General features: G+C 46.1%; 12 protein-coding genes. 11 read left to right on the top strand and 1 reads right to left on the bottom strand.

Annotation, left to right across the window (positions count from 1 at the left end):
- Position 1 precedes the first annotated feature (1 nt).
- From queA to EV212_RS01395, 11 genes are all read left to right on the top strand, one after another.
- The gene (queA, locus tag EV212_RS01445; protein ID WP_132087769.1) at positions 2–1,027 is read left to right on the top strand and encodes a tRNA preQ1(34) S-adenosylmethionine ribosyltransferase-isomerase QueA; all 1,026 of its coding nucleotides are present in this window, start codon (positions 2–4) and stop codon (positions 1,025–1,027) included.
- A 184-nt stretch (positions 1,028–1,211) separates the two neighbouring features.
- A complete protein-coding gene (locus tag EV212_RS01440) occupies positions 1,212–2,042 on the top strand; it encodes a tyrosine-type recombinase/integrase (protein WP_408609153.1) in 831 nt (276 codons plus the stop codon).
- A gap of 347 nt (positions 2,043–2,389) precedes the next feature.
- Complete coding sequence (locus tag EV212_RS01435) at positions 2,390–6,712, top strand: MSCRAMM family protein (protein WP_132087762.1); 4,323 nt, start codon at positions 2,390–2,392, stop codon at positions 6,710–6,712.
- Between the two features lie 63 nt (positions 6,713–6,775).
- Positions 6,776–8,365: a SpaH/EbpB family LPXTG-anchored major pilin gene (locus EV212_RS01430; protein WP_132087759.1), complete on the top strand. Its 1,590-nt coding sequence runs from the start codon at positions 6,776–6,778 to the stop codon at positions 8,363–8,365.
- A gap of 95 nt (positions 8,366–8,460) precedes the next feature.
- Positions 8,461–9,345 carry a class C sortase gene (locus EV212_RS01425; RefSeq protein ID WP_132087756.1) on the top strand — a complete coding sequence of 295 codons (885 nt, stop codon included), beginning with the start codon at positions 8,461–8,463 and terminating at the stop codon, positions 9,343–9,345.
- Positions 9,335–10,069 carry a class C sortase gene (locus EV212_RS01420; protein ID WP_243115425.1) on the top strand — a complete coding sequence of 245 codons (735 nt, stop codon included), beginning with the start codon at positions 9,335–9,337 and terminating at the stop codon, positions 10,067–10,069. The genes EV212_RS01425 and EV212_RS01420 overlap by 11 nt, the downstream gene beginning before the upstream one ends.
- A 138-nt stretch (positions 10,070–10,207) precedes the next feature.
- Positions 10,208–10,915 (top strand): ABC transporter ATP-binding protein, encoded by a 708-nt coding sequence (locus EV212_RS01415; RefSeq protein ID WP_132087753.1) that lies wholly within the window; start codon positions 10,208–10,210, stop codon positions 10,913–10,915.
- Complete coding sequence (locus EV212_RS01410; RefSeq protein WP_132087750.1) at positions 10,908–12,485, top strand: hypothetical protein; 1,578 nt, start codon at positions 10,908–10,910, stop codon at positions 12,483–12,485. Before EV212_RS01415 ends, EV212_RS01410 begins: the two co-directional genes overlap by 8 nt.
- An 85-nt stretch (positions 12,486–12,570) precedes the next feature.
- Positions 12,571–13,071: an SEC-C metal-binding domain-containing protein gene (locus EV212_RS01405; protein ID WP_132087747.1), complete on the top strand. Its 501-nt coding sequence runs from the start codon at positions 12,571–12,573 to the stop codon at positions 13,069–13,071.
- Positions 13,072–13,158: 87 nt separating this feature from the next.
- A complete protein-coding gene (locus tag EV212_RS01400; RefSeq protein WP_132087744.1) occupies positions 13,159–14,337 on the top strand; it encodes an iron-containing alcohol dehydrogenase in 1,179 nt (392 codons plus the stop codon).
- A 48-nt stretch (positions 14,338–14,385) separates the two neighbouring features.
- Positions 14,386–15,288: an AEC family transporter gene (locus EV212_RS01395; RefSeq protein WP_132087741.1), complete on the top strand. Its 903-nt coding sequence runs from the start codon at positions 14,386–14,388 to the stop codon at positions 15,286–15,288.
- A gap of 3 nt (positions 15,289–15,291) precedes the next feature.
- Here the strand turns inward: EV212_RS01395 and EV212_RS01390 are convergent, their stop codons facing one another.
- Positions 15,292–15,555, bottom strand: a complete 264-nt coding sequence (locus tag EV212_RS01390) for a hypothetical protein (protein WP_132087738.1) — start codon at positions 15,553–15,555, stop codon at positions 15,292–15,294.
- Positions 15,556–15,666: the final 111 nt, after the last annotated feature.

Below are 15,666 nucleotides of genomic sequence, written 5' to 3'. Positions count from 1 at the left end.
TATGAAAACATCAGATTTTTATTATGATTTACCGGAAGAACTTATTGCCCAGGACCCTCTGACGGACCGTTCCAGTTCCCGTCTCATGATCCTGGACAAGGAGACCGGTGATATCCGGCATAAAATATTTAAAGATATTATCGATGAGCTGAATCCGGAGGACTGCCTTGTGATTAACGATACAAAGGTTATTCCGGCCAGACTTCACGGCGTGAAAGAAGATACGGGCGCCCATATTGAAGTCCTTCTTTTGAAACGAAAGAGTGATTCGGTCTGGGAAACTCTGGTCAAGCCGGGCAAAAAGGCCCGGCCGGGCGCCCGGATTTCCTTCGGCGACGGTCTGCTCGTGGGTGAAGTTATGGAAGTGGTGGAGGAAGGAAACCGCCTTATTCGTTTTGAATATGATGGGATTTTTGAAGAAATTCTCGATCAGCTTGGGGAAATGCCCCTGCCGCCTTATATCAGCCATAAGCTTCAGGATAAGAATCGTTATCAGACGGTTTACGCGAAACATGAAGGCAGTGCAGCGGCGCCGACGGCAGGTCTTCATTTTACCGAAGAGCTTCTGGATGCTATCCAGAAAAAGGGCGTGAGGATTGCCAGAGTGACGCTTCATGTGGGCCTGGGAACTTTCCGTCCGGTGAAGGTGGAAGACGTGAATGACCATCATATGCATTCCGAGTTTTATATGATCGGTCAGGAAGCGGCGGATATCATCAATGATACGAAGCGCCGGGGCGGACGGGTCATTTCTGTAGGAACGACAAGTACGCGGACGCTGGAATCAGTGGCCGATGAACAGGGCTTTGTCCGGGAGACAAGCGGATGGACAGAAATATTTATTTATCCGGGCTATCGATTTAAATGTATCGACGCTCTGATCACCAATTTCCATCTGCCGGAATCCACTCTGCTCATGCTCGTGTCTGCTCTGGCGGGAAAAGAGGCTATTCTGAACGCCTATGAGACCGCCGTGAAGGAAGGTTATCGTTTCTTTAGTTTCGGAGATGCAATGTTTATTGAGTAAGTGCAAAAAATTCAAATAGTATAACGACAAAACACCGATGTTCAGTATAACAATGTAGCTGAGCATTGGTGTTTTTTTATATCTATATATGAATTTGCACCAGTTAGATAAAAATTTTCTTATGTTGTGTCATCAGATAAGGTATTGGGGAAGAATAAGATGACAGGAGGAATGAAACATGAACATGATCAGAGAAAACGATATACAGGCATTTGAAACTTATCTCTACCTCAATGAAAAATCCAGGGCAACTACAGTGAAATATATCCGGGCAGTGCGCAGGCTTACAGAGTTTTTACAGGACGAGGAACTGACAAAGCGCCGTCTGCTGGAATACCGGGAATTGCTCATGGGGCAGATGAAAGCCCAGACGGTCAACGGCGTCTTATCCGCCCTCCATGCCTTTTTGGATTTCCTGGGTCTGCAGGATTGCAAGGTAAAGTTTTTGAAAGTGCAGAGACAGGCTTTTGTGGATGAGAGCAGGGAGTTGTCCGAGGCAGAATATAAGCGTCTTCTTTTAGCCGCCGAAGCCAAAGGAAACGAGCGCCTCTATCTTTTGATGATGACGATCTGCGGCACCGGCATTCGGGTAGGAGAGCTGCCCTATATTACGGTGGAAGCAGTCCGGTCAGGCCGGGCAGAGATTCGTATGAAAGGGAAAAACAGGACGATCATTCTGCAAAAGGAGCTTTGCCGGAAGCTGTTACAGTATGCAAAAGAACAAAGTATCGAGAGCGGACATATCTTCCGGACAAGAAGCGGAAACCCCCTCGACCGCTCCAATATCTGTCACGATATGAAAAAGCTGTGCGCCGAAGCAAAGGTAGATGCCAGCAAAGTCTTTCCCCATAACCTGCGCCATCTCTTTGCCCGTACCTTTTATGCCGTTGAGAAGAATCTGGCCCACCTGGCCGACGTCCTTGGCCACAGTCGGATTGAGACCACACGGATCTATGTGGCGGTGAGTGCAGCGGCCCATGAGAGGATTTTGAACCGGATGGGGTTGGTCATATAGGTCTTAAAAGAAAAAGACCACAGAGTGTTCCATCCGTGGTATCGCTTTTTTCCCTCAACATCGTTTTGAGAAATAAAACTACATACAGTATAACCTATGAAAATGTTTTTTTCAATAATCCTGTGTAAAAAAGCAGAAACAAATTTAATCTGAGCATACCAAGAAAACCTGAAACGATTTTTCGTGTTGCAGGCTTCCTTGTTGTGTCAAAAAGACTGTGTTTCCCCGGTGATAAGGCCGGCATTTTTCTTTTTCTTTTCCTTTTTTGTCTCTGCCGATGGAATGTTACCACGGATGGAACATTCTATGGTGCAAAACGATCAAGGCAAAGAGAGGTAAGATGAGTTATGACGAGAAAGAAACGTAAGCATTGGGCAAAAAAGCTGATGGCTCTGTTCCTGTGCCTGTGTATGCTGCTCCCGATGAGGGCGAATTTTGCATTTGCGGCGAAAACGGAGGATACCGGGTTATGTGAGCATCATCCGGAGCATACGGCAGAGTGCGGTTATGCGGCAGCGGTGGAGGCAAGCCCCTGCACTCATGTCCACGATGAAAGTTGTGGATACATAGAAGCTGTACCGGAAACTCCTTGCGATAAAGGATGTACCGATACGGACGGTGATGGCGTGATCGATCACGCAGAGGACTGCGCCTATGCGCCGGGTATCGAGGGGCAGCCTTGCCAGCATATCCATGACGAAGCCTGCGGTTATGCCCAGGGGAGCGTGGGCAGCCCCTGTACGTTTGTGTGTGAAACTTGTGGAAAGGAAAACGGTGCATCGGAACAGACTCCCGCTATGTCTGACAATGATTATAGAAATAATGCTTCCAGCGCAAAACATACCATCGTTTGGGTGCGAGGGGACGATGCTGAAATCAATGGGAATCAGATGGATGTTACACCGGATAGTATCTATGGAAATTCCGTCTGCTATCAGGTTCAGTTTACCTGCGGCGGCGATTATACGGCAAAGACAGGAGAAATTGAGATAAGAGTTCCGGCCCATATCTTTTATAAACGCGACGGTAGCGCTGCGGATACCGTAACGGTTCCGCTGTCTCAAGAGGGTACGGCACAGGGCGATACCGGCTTTTGGTATCGGATCGATGATCAGGGTACGCCCGATGACAGGAGCGATGATGAAATCGTGATCACGAACTATAGAGAGGTCAGCAGCGCTTATTATTTTACCTGCGATATTGTGTATCGTTACGAAGCTCCTGAAGTGGCGAACGGATATACAAAGGGCGATATTTCGGCTTCTTTTAAATATCCGGGAGAGAGCGGACAGCGCCAGGAAGAACTGTCGACGGACATCCTGACAGTAATAAACCATACTTTTGTGGTGCTTAACTCTGTGATAAAATCTTCTTCCTCGAAGTATGAGACTTGGCAGAATGCATGGGGAGAAAAGCCGGAAGATGCGGAGGACTACTTCTACGTATTGTGGAGGGTAGAGTCAGATATAGAGTATGGTTCTACGCAACCCTATAAAGTCACGATGACCGATGATGGCGGTGATATGGGCCAGGTTATATATTACTATGATAATCCTATTAATGGTACTAGTGAATACTATCGAACAAGCACGGAAATACAAGACGGTGAAATAACAGTCATATGGGACTACCCCAGAAGTTCGGGTAATGACCCAAGAGGTTATGTAGTTGTGAAGTATCCCAGGACTTTGATTGAAGAGGGAAAAGAACTCAAACTCACCAATACCGTGAAATATAAGTTGGAAGGGTATGACGATGTGCTGAAAGAAAAAGAGGCCACGGCCAGTTACATATATAAGCCTGTAGATACAACTTACCCTGGAGAATTATATAATTTTTCTAAAAGCCTCGGAGATTCAATTGACAATATTGATGATATTTTATATGGTCACAGCACTACTGCGAGTACCGTGTCTACATTTGTTATGGAGGCAGAGTTTAGAAGACCGCAGGACCAGTTGGGGAGCGGCACACCTGTTCCTATAGAAATCACAGATGGAATTCTTCATTCATCACAAAATAAGAATTATCAAATGGCGATTGGTAAAATAGGTGATAAAAATAAAATTTCACTTGAAAAGGGAGATTTTAATTTTGATTATCTTGGATTCAATGTACGAGAATACAGTATGGTCCTGGACCCGGAACGTGGATGGACGGGGAAGGGTACAGAGTATGACAAGTATGCGCCTTTGGAGATTTATCTGCAAGCCGATGGAGAGGATGATTGGTATCATTGGGGGCAGGTAACGCCAGTTTCTGCTTCTGTGCTTCGTCTTCGACTTTATGAAGATGGAATTCTGAGTGAAGATTATACAGACAGTTCGCCCGTTGCCCAAGGTTTTAAATTGCCGGAGGGAACCTGCGCTTTCCGGATATCCTATGCCCCGACTTCTGATTATGTCAAGATGCAGTGCAAGCCTATCGTCCGTTTAAATCCTACAGAACATATGCAGGAAATCGTCCGGGAGATTCTGTCTTCCCGTGACAAGTACAGATTTAAATTTTGGAACTGGGCTTCTTTTCAGGTCGAAAATGACAATAATAATGGTGTCAATATAGAAGATGAGGCTTCTGTAGATCTTGTGCCCGTAAATGTTAAGAGTAGCTTAGTGAAGCGTAGTACTTCTAAAATAGATTATCAAAACAGCAGAGTCGTTATTCATTGGCTTGTGTGGGCGAAAGAAGAAGAAGGAGGACCTAATTGCGATTATTATTATAATTCTTTTGAAAAAGGAAAGTTTTACGATCTTCTGCCGCCAGGTACTTCAGTAGAGAATGTAGAGGTGCTAGCTTCCGGCAAGGACACGGGTGATATTTCCTGGGAGACGGAGTTTGTGGATAACTGGAGAGATTCCGGTCAGACGATGATGATTGTTTCTGTGCAAGGGCCGGCGCAGAAGGGAAGTTATCTGGGTGTTGGTTACGGTCTTAGGTATGACCTCATCAGTACCTTTGCAAATATCCTGGACAACGGAAGTACATTTCACAACTACGCGGCCTGGCAAACAGAGGTGGGCACGCTATGGCAAGGAAAGAATGACGACGGCGGAAGCTTTCAGGAGCCGATAAAGAGCTATTTCACCGACTTAAATGGCAACGAAAATCCGGACGGAGTGGATCGTAAAACGACACTGTATGGTGATGCTGTTACGACTGTCACTGTACCTATGGCAACGGAATCCGGGTTTAAAAAATTTGTTAAAGTACCGGGCGGCCTTTACGGGCAGTCAGCCACCGCAGAAGCAGACGGTGGATACTCTTATCAGTTGCGGTATGAAACTGCCCGGATAGACAACCTTAAGGCAAAAAACCTTGTCTTTTACGACACGCTGGAAACAGCTGATGGCGAAAAGAATCGTTGGCAAGGGGTGCTTACAGGCGTAAGTGTTCACCAGGCGAGTGTAAAGGGGGCGGATGTGAAGGTCTATTATTCCACCACGCAGGGTATCCGGCCATACGATTCAAAGGGCGTTACAGCCCAGGGGGATTTGTCAGATATTGACTTGTGGTCGCTGACGCCTCCGGAAGATCTGAGCCAGGTGACGGCGTTGGCGTTTGACTTGCGGCAAAGTACGGGCGGCGGCGAATTTGTGATGCAGAACGCTCAGTCCGTCTATGTGGAGATTTTTATGCAGGCTTCCCCAAAGGGGGAAATTCCTGCTGACGGCACTGTGTACGCCTACAACGATGCAGCATGCACCGTCAGCACGACGACCGATGGAACTGTCTGGAATGAATCCACAGAGGCCAGCAATATTGTTAAGGTCAATTATTATCAGCCGTCGGTTCCGCTCTCTTGCAGAATTCACAAGGTCAATGAGAGCGGAGAAAGTCTTGAAGGCGTGGAGTTTACTCTCAGCGCTGCAAAAGAGGATGGAACTGGAAACTGGGTGATTGATGAAGACAGTGAAATCGAAGCGCTTACAGCAAAAACGGACACGGATGGAATACTTTCTTTTCAGGAAAAGCGCTTGCCGGGAACATATCTGCTGTATGAGACCGGGGCGCTGCCGGGCTATCAAAAACCTGTACAGCCTTGGAGGCTTGTATTGGATAAGGATGGATCAGTTCAGCTTTACGAACCGGACGGCAGCCAACTGACACCCAGCGATGAAGAGCACTATGAAATCGTTAATAAGATGAATTCTGTGAATTTTACCTTCACAAAGATAAAAGCGGAGGATACCACAGCGGAGTTGACTGGTGCGGAGTTCAAACTGTATCAGCTTGTCTGCACAGACACATCCCATGACCACAACGCCCTTGTAGATGTGAAGAATTCGGGAAGCTGTTGGAAACTTGTAGATACACAGGCCAGCAATCCACAGGTGACCTTTACGGACCTTCTTCCCGGCGAATACCGTCTGGCAGAAACTAAGGCCCCGGATGGTCGGGTACTCCCAGCGGGGCAGTGGCAGGTTGTTGTAGGGACCGACCTGCAGATTACCATCACAGCCCTTGGGGATACATTGCCGCCGGCTTTTGCGGTGGGAAGCGAAGGAGAATGGCTTCTTCCAAATATGAGACCGGCGGACATCCCGTCCTCCGGAGGCAGCGGTACGACGCTGTTTATCCTGTTTGGGGTTCTGCTTATGGGCGGCGGCCTCTTACTCGGCGCGGCCGTCTTAAAACGCAGGAACAGCCGGCGGGGACGCCCTGCCGTTTAGCGGCGGGCCTCCCGGACTGTTATCATATATAAAAATTCAGAAACATGTAAAGGAGACAAGAGTATGAACAAACGATCAAACACATGGAAAAGGCTGACAGCCTTATGTCTGTCCCTGCTCCTGGCAGTGGGGATATTCTCAGCGACCGCTTTTGCGGCTCCGATTGCCGAGAGCACAGGCAGTATCAATGTAACTGGTGTGGAGGATGGCGTTACTGTGAGCGCCTACAAGGTGCTGGACGTGAACTTTAATTATGATGAACAGCAGCCGGTCGACCCGGTATATGTCTGGAGCGACGAAGTCAAAACATGGGTAAGAGATAACTACTCAAGTTACATAGGCACAGATGACAGCGTGACGGAAACATTTACAGAGAATCAGCTAAATGCGGATCAGAAAGCTGGCTTTTATGATGCGCTGGCGGCTGCGATTAAAAATAATACCATTACTCTTACTGCCAGTGGTACTTGCACCGGGAATGGAACGATCAGCAGCCTGCCTATGGGCGGCTACCTGCTCCTGATTGAAAACGGTATGAAAGTATATCGTCCATCCGCAGTCAACATCGTACCGGAGTATGATGAGACTGCCCAGGAATGGAAGATGAGTACACCTTCTCTGGAAGTGAAATCCAGCAACATGGACATTGAAAAAAAAGTCAATGAAGATGAGAGTGATGGGCATGATTCGGACGTATCCGACAAGGGTGCCATCGGCGATACAGTAAACTTCGATTTGCGCGCCGACGTGCCTAAATATCCGGCAAATGCGAGTGCTAAAAACTATGCCATCAGCGATATCCTGTCCGCAGGGCTGAGCCTGGCGGATGGTTCCATCAAGGTATATGGTGTTAATGCAGACGGTGAAACTTTGCTGACAAAAGATACGGCATATAGCATAGACACAAAAAGACCAAATCCGGCCGCAGCCAGTGAAACCACCAGCTTCACACTGAACTTTGTTTATGATGAGATTGCCGCTTATACGCAGATTCATGTAGATTATGACGCAGTCATCAACGGAAATGCAGTAGTAGGTACAGGCGCAAACACGAATAAAGCCATACTGGATTACAATAATAACCCGTATGATAGTTCTTCATGGAAAGATACACCGGACGATGTCAAGGTATACACCTATGGCCTGAAAATAAGGAAAGTTAACAAGCAGGACGAACTGCTGACCGGCGCCGAGTTTACCCTTTCCAAGAATTCGGACGGAAGCAATCCGTTGATGCTTGTTAAAACTGATGATGGTGCATACCGTCTGGCACTGACCGGCGAGCAGGAAACGACTACGCTTGTGGCAGGAGAAAATGGAGATGCCAAAGGTAAGCTTACAATTTCCGGTTTGTCCACAGGAACGTATTACCTGACTGAAACAAAAGCACCGGGTGGATACAACAAACCGAATACTTCGGTGACTATTGAGATCAAAGATGACAACCTTGATGGCAAACCGACCAGCGGCAATAGCAGTGAGTTCGCCGACGGATATGTGGCGCTGGATGTGATCAATACCCAGGGCTTTGTACTTCCGACTACCGGCGGTATGGGAACGATCCTGTTCACAGCAGGCGGCGTAGCTATCATGGGCGCAGCGGTACTTTTGTTCGTTGTCCTCCGCAGGAGAAAGGGCGTATCCAATAGATAAGAGGCATCCAGAAAGGATGGACCCAGAAAGAGGGGCGGGGCTGAGACCCCGCCCCTTTACTGGTTCCGTCAGGAAAATGCAGAGAGGACATGCAGATGAAACGAGGAAAAAGAACGGAGAATAAGGGAAAACTGAGAGGCAAGCTTTTTGCCCCCCTTCTGGCCGCCCTGCTGTTTTTTACAGGAGCCGGCGTATTTTTTTATCCTACCGTCAGCAACTACTTCGCAGAGCGGGAGCAGATATCGGTCATCCGGGAGTATCAGGCTCAGATGGAGACGGGAAGTACAGAAGATCTGGAGGCAGAATGGGAGAAGGCCGAAGCCTACAATGAAAATCTGGCGGGCGATCCGGTAAAGGACCCCTTCGTGCCGGGCAGCGGCTATGCACTGCCGGGGAACTATGAGGAAGTCCTGAATGTGGGCGGCGTCATGGGCTATGTGGAGATACCGAAGATTGACGTATTGCTGCCCATTTATCATGGAACATCGGAGGAAGTGCTGGAAAAAGGCGTGGGGCATATCGAATCCACCGCTCTGCCTATCGGCGGGAATTTCCGTCACAGCGTTCTCACCGGCCACCGGGGCCTTCCCAGTGCGAAGCTTTTCACCCGGCTGGATGAGATGGAGATCGGAGACATTTTCCTGATCCATGTGCTGGACCAGACACTGGCCTATGAGGTGGACCAGATCAAGACGGTACTCCCTACAGAACTTGGGGACATCCAGGCCATACCGGAAAAAGATCTGGTGACGCTCCTTACATGCACCCCTTATGGTGTCAATACTCATCGGCTGCTGGTCCGTGGGAGCCGGACAGCATATGTGCCGCAGGAGGAAGAAGCAGTGAGGACCATGGAAAAACAGGAGACCGGGCTGACTTTGAAGTTGAGTGGAGTTGGGATGATTCTGGGGCTCTGTCTGCTGGTATTGTTGGCAATCTTTTTGATGGTGCGGAGGAAGAGAAGGCGACATGAAAAATAAGCAAGAACAAAAAAGAGGAAAAGGATATCTACTGATCCCTGTCCTGATGTTCCTGTGCGGGTTGGCCGTCCTCATTTACCCCTTTTATACGGACTGGCTGTACCGGGAGGACGTTCGGGAGCAGAAGGGACAGTTTGACCGGCAGCTGCAGCCAGAGGTCCCCGGGAAGGAAGCGCTGCCCTTTGAAGAACTCTATCAGGAATTGAAACAAAGAAATGAGGCCCTCTATCTGGAAAAACAGAAAAACCTGACCGACCCCTGGGCTTATGAACAGCCGGACATCAATCTGACAGAATACGGCCTGGAGGGAAATACGATAGGTTTTCTTTCAATCCCGAAGATGGAGATTGAACTGCCAATACTCCTGGGGGCTAACCAGGAAAACATGGCCCTTGGAGCTGTCCATCTGACGGAGACTTCCTACCCCATTGGCGGAGAGAACACCAACTGCGTCATAGCGGCCCACCGGGGCTACAGCGAGACGGCGATGTTCCGGGATATCGAAGCGCTGGAGATTGGGGATGAGATTCACATTGAGAATTTCCGGGAGACATTGACCTATGAGGTGGCGGAGATACGGGTCATCGACCCGACGGATATCGATCAGCTGCTCATCCAGGAGGGACGGGACCTGGTGACGCTGATTACCTGCCATCCCTATCGCCATAACTATCAGCGGTATGTGGTGTTTTGCGAGAGAATATTTCAGGAGACTATCAAATGACTTTCTGCCAGTATAGGTTTTCAATCTTAGGCGAACCTCCTTCACATCTTACATTTACCTTACATTTGCCAGGCACCGCCGAAAATCTGAAATACCATGTTATAATGTAGAAAAAAAGAATGTGGCGGAGGAAACGACATGGAATTTGTAATTGAGCATTTGTCGAAAAGGTTTGAGAAAAAGGAAGTCTTAAGAGACATTAATTTTACGTTTGAAGAGGGTAAGATTTACGGGCTGCTCGGCAGAAACGGCGCGGGCAAAACCACATTGTTTAATTGCCTGAACCGCGACATAAAGACGGACGGCGGCAGCTTTTATCTGGAGGAAAAGGGTTCCCGCCGTGAGGTGGTGGCCGAAGATATCGGTTATGTACTCTCGACGCCTACGGTGCCGGAATTCCTTACGGGCAGAGAGTTTTTGAAGTTTTTTATGGATATCAATGAAAAATCCATTGAGAACCCAAAAAGTATTGACGAGTATTTTGATTACATGAGTATTGCAGAGGAAGATCGTGATAAGCTGCTGAAGGATTATTCCCACGGAATGAAAAATAAGATGCAGATGCTGATCAATATTATTGCTGAGCCGAATATTTTGCTGATGGATGAGCCGCTGACATCCCTGGATGTGGTTGTTGCTGAGGAGATGAAGCAGCTGCTCCGTTCATTAAAACGGAACCGTATTACGATTTTTTCTACGCACATTATGGATCTGGCTTTGGATCTTTGTGATGAAATCGTTCTGCTCAATCATGGCGAACTGGAAGTTGTAGAAAAAACCGATTTGGACAGCAGGGAATTTAAGGATAAAATTATCGCGGCTTTGCGGGAGGAAGACTATGAATAAAACTTTGAAAATTTCTTTCTCTCTGAAAAATACATACCGTGTCAACGGTATTTTGTTTTCTTTAAAACAGATTCCACTTTTGAAAAATATGTTTCCGGAATCTTTGTATAAAGTACAGGGACTTAAAATATTTGCGAATGTTCTGTCAGTACTTTGGGAAATTATTTCCGCGTTTATCGGAAAATTCCTTTATCTGATCACGATGGTATGGGGAATGGGGATGCTCTATGCGGAATTACCTGAAAACCAGGTATTTCTCCATGTTTTGTTGTTTCTGACAGTAATTGGCAGTTTTACGAACACCAGCCTTTTTAATCCATCGAAGGATAAATATTACGCCATGTTCCTTATGAGGATGGATGCAAGGGAATATACACTGGTCAATTATCTTTATTCTATTTTCAAAGTTATTGTCGGTTTTATGCCCTTTGCCATTTTCTTTGGAGTGGACCGGGGCGTGCCTTTGTGGTTTTGCCTGATTCTTCCGTTTTGTATAGCAGGTATGAAACTATTTGTTGTGTCAATTTCTCTGTGGGATTATGAGAAACGGGGCTTTGGATATAACGAAAATAAGCTTTCTAAATATGTATGGGGCGGTATTGCTTTGCTTTTAGCGGCGGCTTACGTCTTGCCGGTACTCGGCCTGGTTTTGCCGATAGTAATTTCTATGACGGTTTTCTTGTTTTGTATTCCTCTGGGCTTTGCCGGGTTGGTAAAAATACTGAACTTCCGTGACTATCGGGCAGTCAATAAAGAACTGTTGTCCGGTTTAACGAATCAGATGGATTCGACAGCAAAGGCGCAGCTTGTAAAGCAGTTAAATGAGAAGAAAATATCCGGGGATATTTCGATTACCAGCAGCCGCAGAGGCTTTGAATATCTGAATGAACTGTTTATCAAAAGACATAAAAAAATATTATGGAATTCGACGAAAAAAATTTCTTATGTCTGTACTTTTTTAGTGATTGGAATATTGGCGGCAGTTTTTTTGAGACCCGAGTTGAAACCGGAGATCAATAAAATGGTGATGACATGGCTTCCCTATTTTGTATTCATTATGTATGCGATCAACCGCGGTACAAACTTCACACAGGCGCTTTTCATGAACTGTGATCATAGTCTGTTGACATATTCGTTTTATAAGAAGCCAAATTTTGTACTGCGATTGTTCCAGATACGCCTTCGTGAAATCATGAAGATCAATGCGGTTCCGGCCTTCGTCATCGGCAGTGGTCTGGCGCTGATTCTTTTTGTTACCGGAGGAACAGATCATTGGATGAACTATATTATCCTGGTTGTTTCGATTGTTTGTATGAGTCTGTTCTTCTCTATTCATTACCTTACGATTTATTATTTGCTGCAGCCTTATAATGCAGGGACAGAATTAAAGAGCGGTACTTATCGTATCATAATGCTGGCGACCTATTTTATCTGCCTGTTTTTAATGCAGTTTCGCATGCCTATTCCGGTATTTGGGATCATGACGATTCTGTTCTGTGTGGCGTATAGTATTGCGGCCTGTATCCTGGTCTACCGGTTTGCTCCAAAGACATTTCGGATTCGAATATAAAATCAATATTTGACATTAATCACCGGATTCTATATAATAGAAAATTGAATACGACTTAAAAAAATCAAAGGATAAGGTGAATACAATGAGTTTAATGCAGCAATGGGAAGATATGGTGTCTGTATTTAATAATAATGCTCAGGCTCAGCAGAAATTCTGGACAGACTATTATCTTCAGGAAAAAGGTGTTTATGAAAAATTATTGGAGGAGCCTGTAGAAGCTATTTCAGGAACAGTTCAGGAATTGGCCGATAAATTCGAAATGGATGTTGTTCTTTTCGGCGGTTTTCTGGATGGTATCAACGAGAGCTTAAAAGAGCCAAATCCGGTGGATACGATTGAGGCGGACAGCCAGGTAACAATTGATATTGATCTGGAAAAACTTTATTATAATATGGTGGCAGCAAAGGCTGAGTGGCTGTATGAACTGCCTCAGTGGGATAAACTTCTTGATGAAGAGAAGAGAAAAGAACTTTACAAGGCGCAGAAACGTTCCATGATTGTGGTAAAAGGCAAAAAGATCGGCAGAAACGAACCGTGCCCTTGTGGCAGCGGTAAAAAATACAAATTCTGCTGTGGGAGATAGTCATCAGGTCAGACAGTGAATAAGGGGCTCAGATATCGGAAGAGATATCTGGGCTTTTTTATAATAGTATGGGAAAGGGGTAAGAAAATGATTAATTTTGAATATTACACGCCAACGCGGGTAATCTTTGGAAAAGACACAGAGAAGGAAACGGGGAGACTTATCAGGGAGCAGGGATGCCGGAAGGTATTGCTTCATTACGGCGGACAGAGTGCAAAGAAATCCGGCCTTTTAGGTCGAATTGAAGCGTCCTTAAAAGAAGCCGGCATTGAGTATATTTCTCTGGGCGGTGTGGTGCCGAATCCGAGATTATCACTTGTGTATGAGGGCATCCGTATGTGTAAAGAGGCCGGCGTAGACTTTATCCTGGCGGTCGGCGGTGGCAGTGTCATTGATTCGGCAAAGGGGATCGGCTACGGCGTTGCCAATGAAGGCGATGTATGGGATATCTATAGCAGAAAGCGGGAAGCAAAAGCTTGTCTTCCAATCGGCGCTGTGCTGACGATCGCCGCAGCCGGCAGTGAAATGAGCTGGTCGTCGGTCATTACGAACGAGGATGGTTGGATCAAACGGGGATACAGTAATGATCTGAGCCGCTGTCGGTTTGCCATTATGAATCCGGAACTGACCTATACATTGCCAATGTACCAGACCCAGTGTGGTGCCGTGGATATTCTGATGCATACGATGGAGCGATATTTTAATCCGGAGACGGATTTTGAAATTACAGACCGGATTGCTGAGGGACTGATGGTTTCTGTCATCCATAATGCCCGGATTCTCATGGAAGAACCGGAAGATTATAATGCCCGGGCGTCACTGATGTGGGCGAGCAGCCTGTCTCATAACAATTTGACCGGCTGCGGCCTTTCCTCCGACTGGGCAAGTCACCAGCTGGAACACGAACTCAGTGGCATGTTTGATGTAGCTCATGGCGCCGGTCTGGCGGCTGTTTGGGGGAGTTGGGCCAGATATGTCTATATGGAAAATCCAAAAAGATTTGCCCAGTTCGCAGTGAATGTTATGGGAATTCCCCAGGACTTCAATCACCCGGAGAAGACAGCGCTGGAAGGTATCCGGGCTGTAGAAGGCTTTTTCAGAGATATCGGAATGCCGACGTCTGTCCATGAGATGGGAATTGATTTAACAGATGAACAGATTGAAACACTGGCTTATAAGTGCAGTTTTATGGAAACCCGGTATATTGGCGGTTTTAAAAAGCTGGAAAAAGCAGATATGATTCGTATTTACCAAATGGCAAGATAGTGTTATAATTGTCAGAATCATATTCAAAAGAAAAGGAGATTAGCAGAGATGATTGTATCCACAGTACTGGGCAAGATTATATCCATATTCATTATTATGGTGGTCGGAGTCATCTGTTATAAAGTTGGCATCATTGATAACAACACGAAAGAAAAACTTTCAAGATTGAGTACCCTGATCGTAAACCCCATATTGATCTTTATGTCTTTCCAGATGGAATATGATACAGCGCTTTTAAAGAATATGGGAATTTTGTTTATACTGGCGGTCATCAGCTATGTAATTTCAATCGTGCTGGGTCATTTTTTGCTTCATAAAAAGGAAGGTTATGACCTGGCTGTGGAAAAATTTGCCGTGACCTATACGAACTGTGGCTTTATCGGTGTTCCGTTGGGCTACGCTCTTTTTGGGAGCATTGGCGTCATTTATGCGACCGTATTCGTGGCTACCTTTCATATTTTCTGTTGGACGCACGGCATCCTTTTGCTGGATAACAGCGGATTTCAGCCGAAGAAGCTGATCAATCCATGTCTGATCGCGGTCTGCAGCGGAATTATTTGCTTTATCTTTCAACTGAAGATTCCGACAAACATCGCATTTGCCATGAATTCCATTGCCGATATGAATACACCGCTGGCCATGCTCTTGTCCGGCGCTATCATGGCTCAGTTAAACTTTAAGGAAACGTTCAAAAAAGGACGGATGTTTTTCGTTGTGGCTCTTCGGCTGATCGTTTCATCAGCCATCTTTGCCCTGCTGCTCCGATTTGTTCCGATTGATGAACAGATGCGGGTTGTTGCAGCGGTGACAGCGGCCTGTCCGTCGGGAGCCATGACCATCACCATGGCGATTCTCTATGGCCGGGATGATTACTATGCGACAGAACTTTTCGGTATGACAACCCTTTTATCGATCGTGACCATTCCGCTCTGTATGATGATTGCAGGATGAGATTTAGGCTAGTTTTTGTAATTCCACAGAATGTTCTGCAACGACTTTTTCAATGATGTCCATATTGGCTTTGAGAGATTCCAATTCAGATATTCCGTTAGAATATCTGCGATATGTAGAAGTATAGCAAGATTCAATATTTTGAAGTCTTGGAAGAATATCATTTTCAAGTAATAATTCGATGTTCGATGTTTTGACATTTACAGGTTTTAACTTTGAATCAAGTAGTTGGGAAATAGATAATAAATCTTTGTTTGTCAGTGACATGATTCTACTTCCTTTCAATTTGGGTAAAAAAATAGTGTTTTGTGAGTTGATTTCTGAGATATGAAGAAAAGATGTGTACATAGTTTATTATAAAGTGAGAATGAAGTCAAT

Source organism: Frisingicoccus caecimuris (assembly GCF_004340975.1).
In the GTDB taxonomy this organism is placed as follows: Bacteria; Bacillota; Clostridia; order Lachnospirales; family Lachnospiraceae; genus Frisingicoccus; species Frisingicoccus caecimuris.
The sequence above is the reverse complement of the archived record's forward strand: the minus strand, read 5'-3'. Positions and strand labels throughout refer to the sequence as shown.

What these genes read in the sequence shown, in the direction of transcription:
- queA (WP_132087769.1), top strand. Translation starts at nt 2, where the DNA reads ATGAAAACATCAGATTTTTATTATGATTTACCGGAAGAACTTATTGCC.
- EV212_RS01425 (WP_132087756.1), top strand. Translation starts at nt 8,461, where the DNA reads ATGAAACGAGGAAAAAGAACGGAGAATAAGGGAAAACTGAGAGGCAAG.
- EV212_RS01390 (WP_132087738.1), bottom strand. Translation starts at nt 15,555, where the DNA reads ATGTCACTGACAAACAAAGATTTATTATCTATTTCCCAACTACTTGAT.
- EV212_RS01430 (WP_132087759.1), top strand. Translation starts at nt 6,776, where the DNA reads ATGAACAAACGATCAAACACATGGAAAAGGCTGACAGCCTTATGTCTG.
- EV212_RS01410 (WP_132087750.1), top strand. Translation starts at nt 10,908, where the DNA reads ATGAATAAAACTTTGAAAATTTCTTTCTCTCTGAAAAATACATACCGT.
- EV212_RS01405 (WP_132087747.1), top strand. Translation starts at nt 12,571, where the DNA reads ATGAGTTTAATGCAGCAATGGGAAGATATGGTGTCTGTATTTAATAAT.
- EV212_RS01395 (WP_132087741.1), top strand. Translation starts at nt 14,386, where the DNA reads ATGATTGTATCCACAGTACTGGGCAAGATTATATCCATATTCATTATT.
- EV212_RS01415 (WP_132087753.1), top strand. Translation starts at nt 10,208, where the DNA reads ATGGAATTTGTAATTGAGCATTTGTCGAAAAGGTTTGAGAAAAAGGAA.
- EV212_RS01435 (WP_132087762.1), top strand. Translation starts at nt 2,390, where the DNA reads ATGACGAGAAAGAAACGTAAGCATTGGGCAAAAAAGCTGATGGCTCTG.
- EV212_RS01440 (WP_408609153.1), top strand. Translation starts at nt 1,212, where the DNA reads ATGATCAGAGAAAACGATATACAGGCATTTGAAACTTATCTCTACCTC.
- EV212_RS01400 (WP_132087744.1), top strand. Translation starts at nt 13,159, where the DNA reads ATGATTAATTTTGAATATTACACGCCAACGCGGGTAATCTTTGGAAAA.
- EV212_RS01420 (WP_243115425.1), top strand. Translation starts at nt 9,335, where the DNA reads ATGAAAAATAAGCAAGAACAAAAAAGAGGAAAAGGATATCTACTGATC.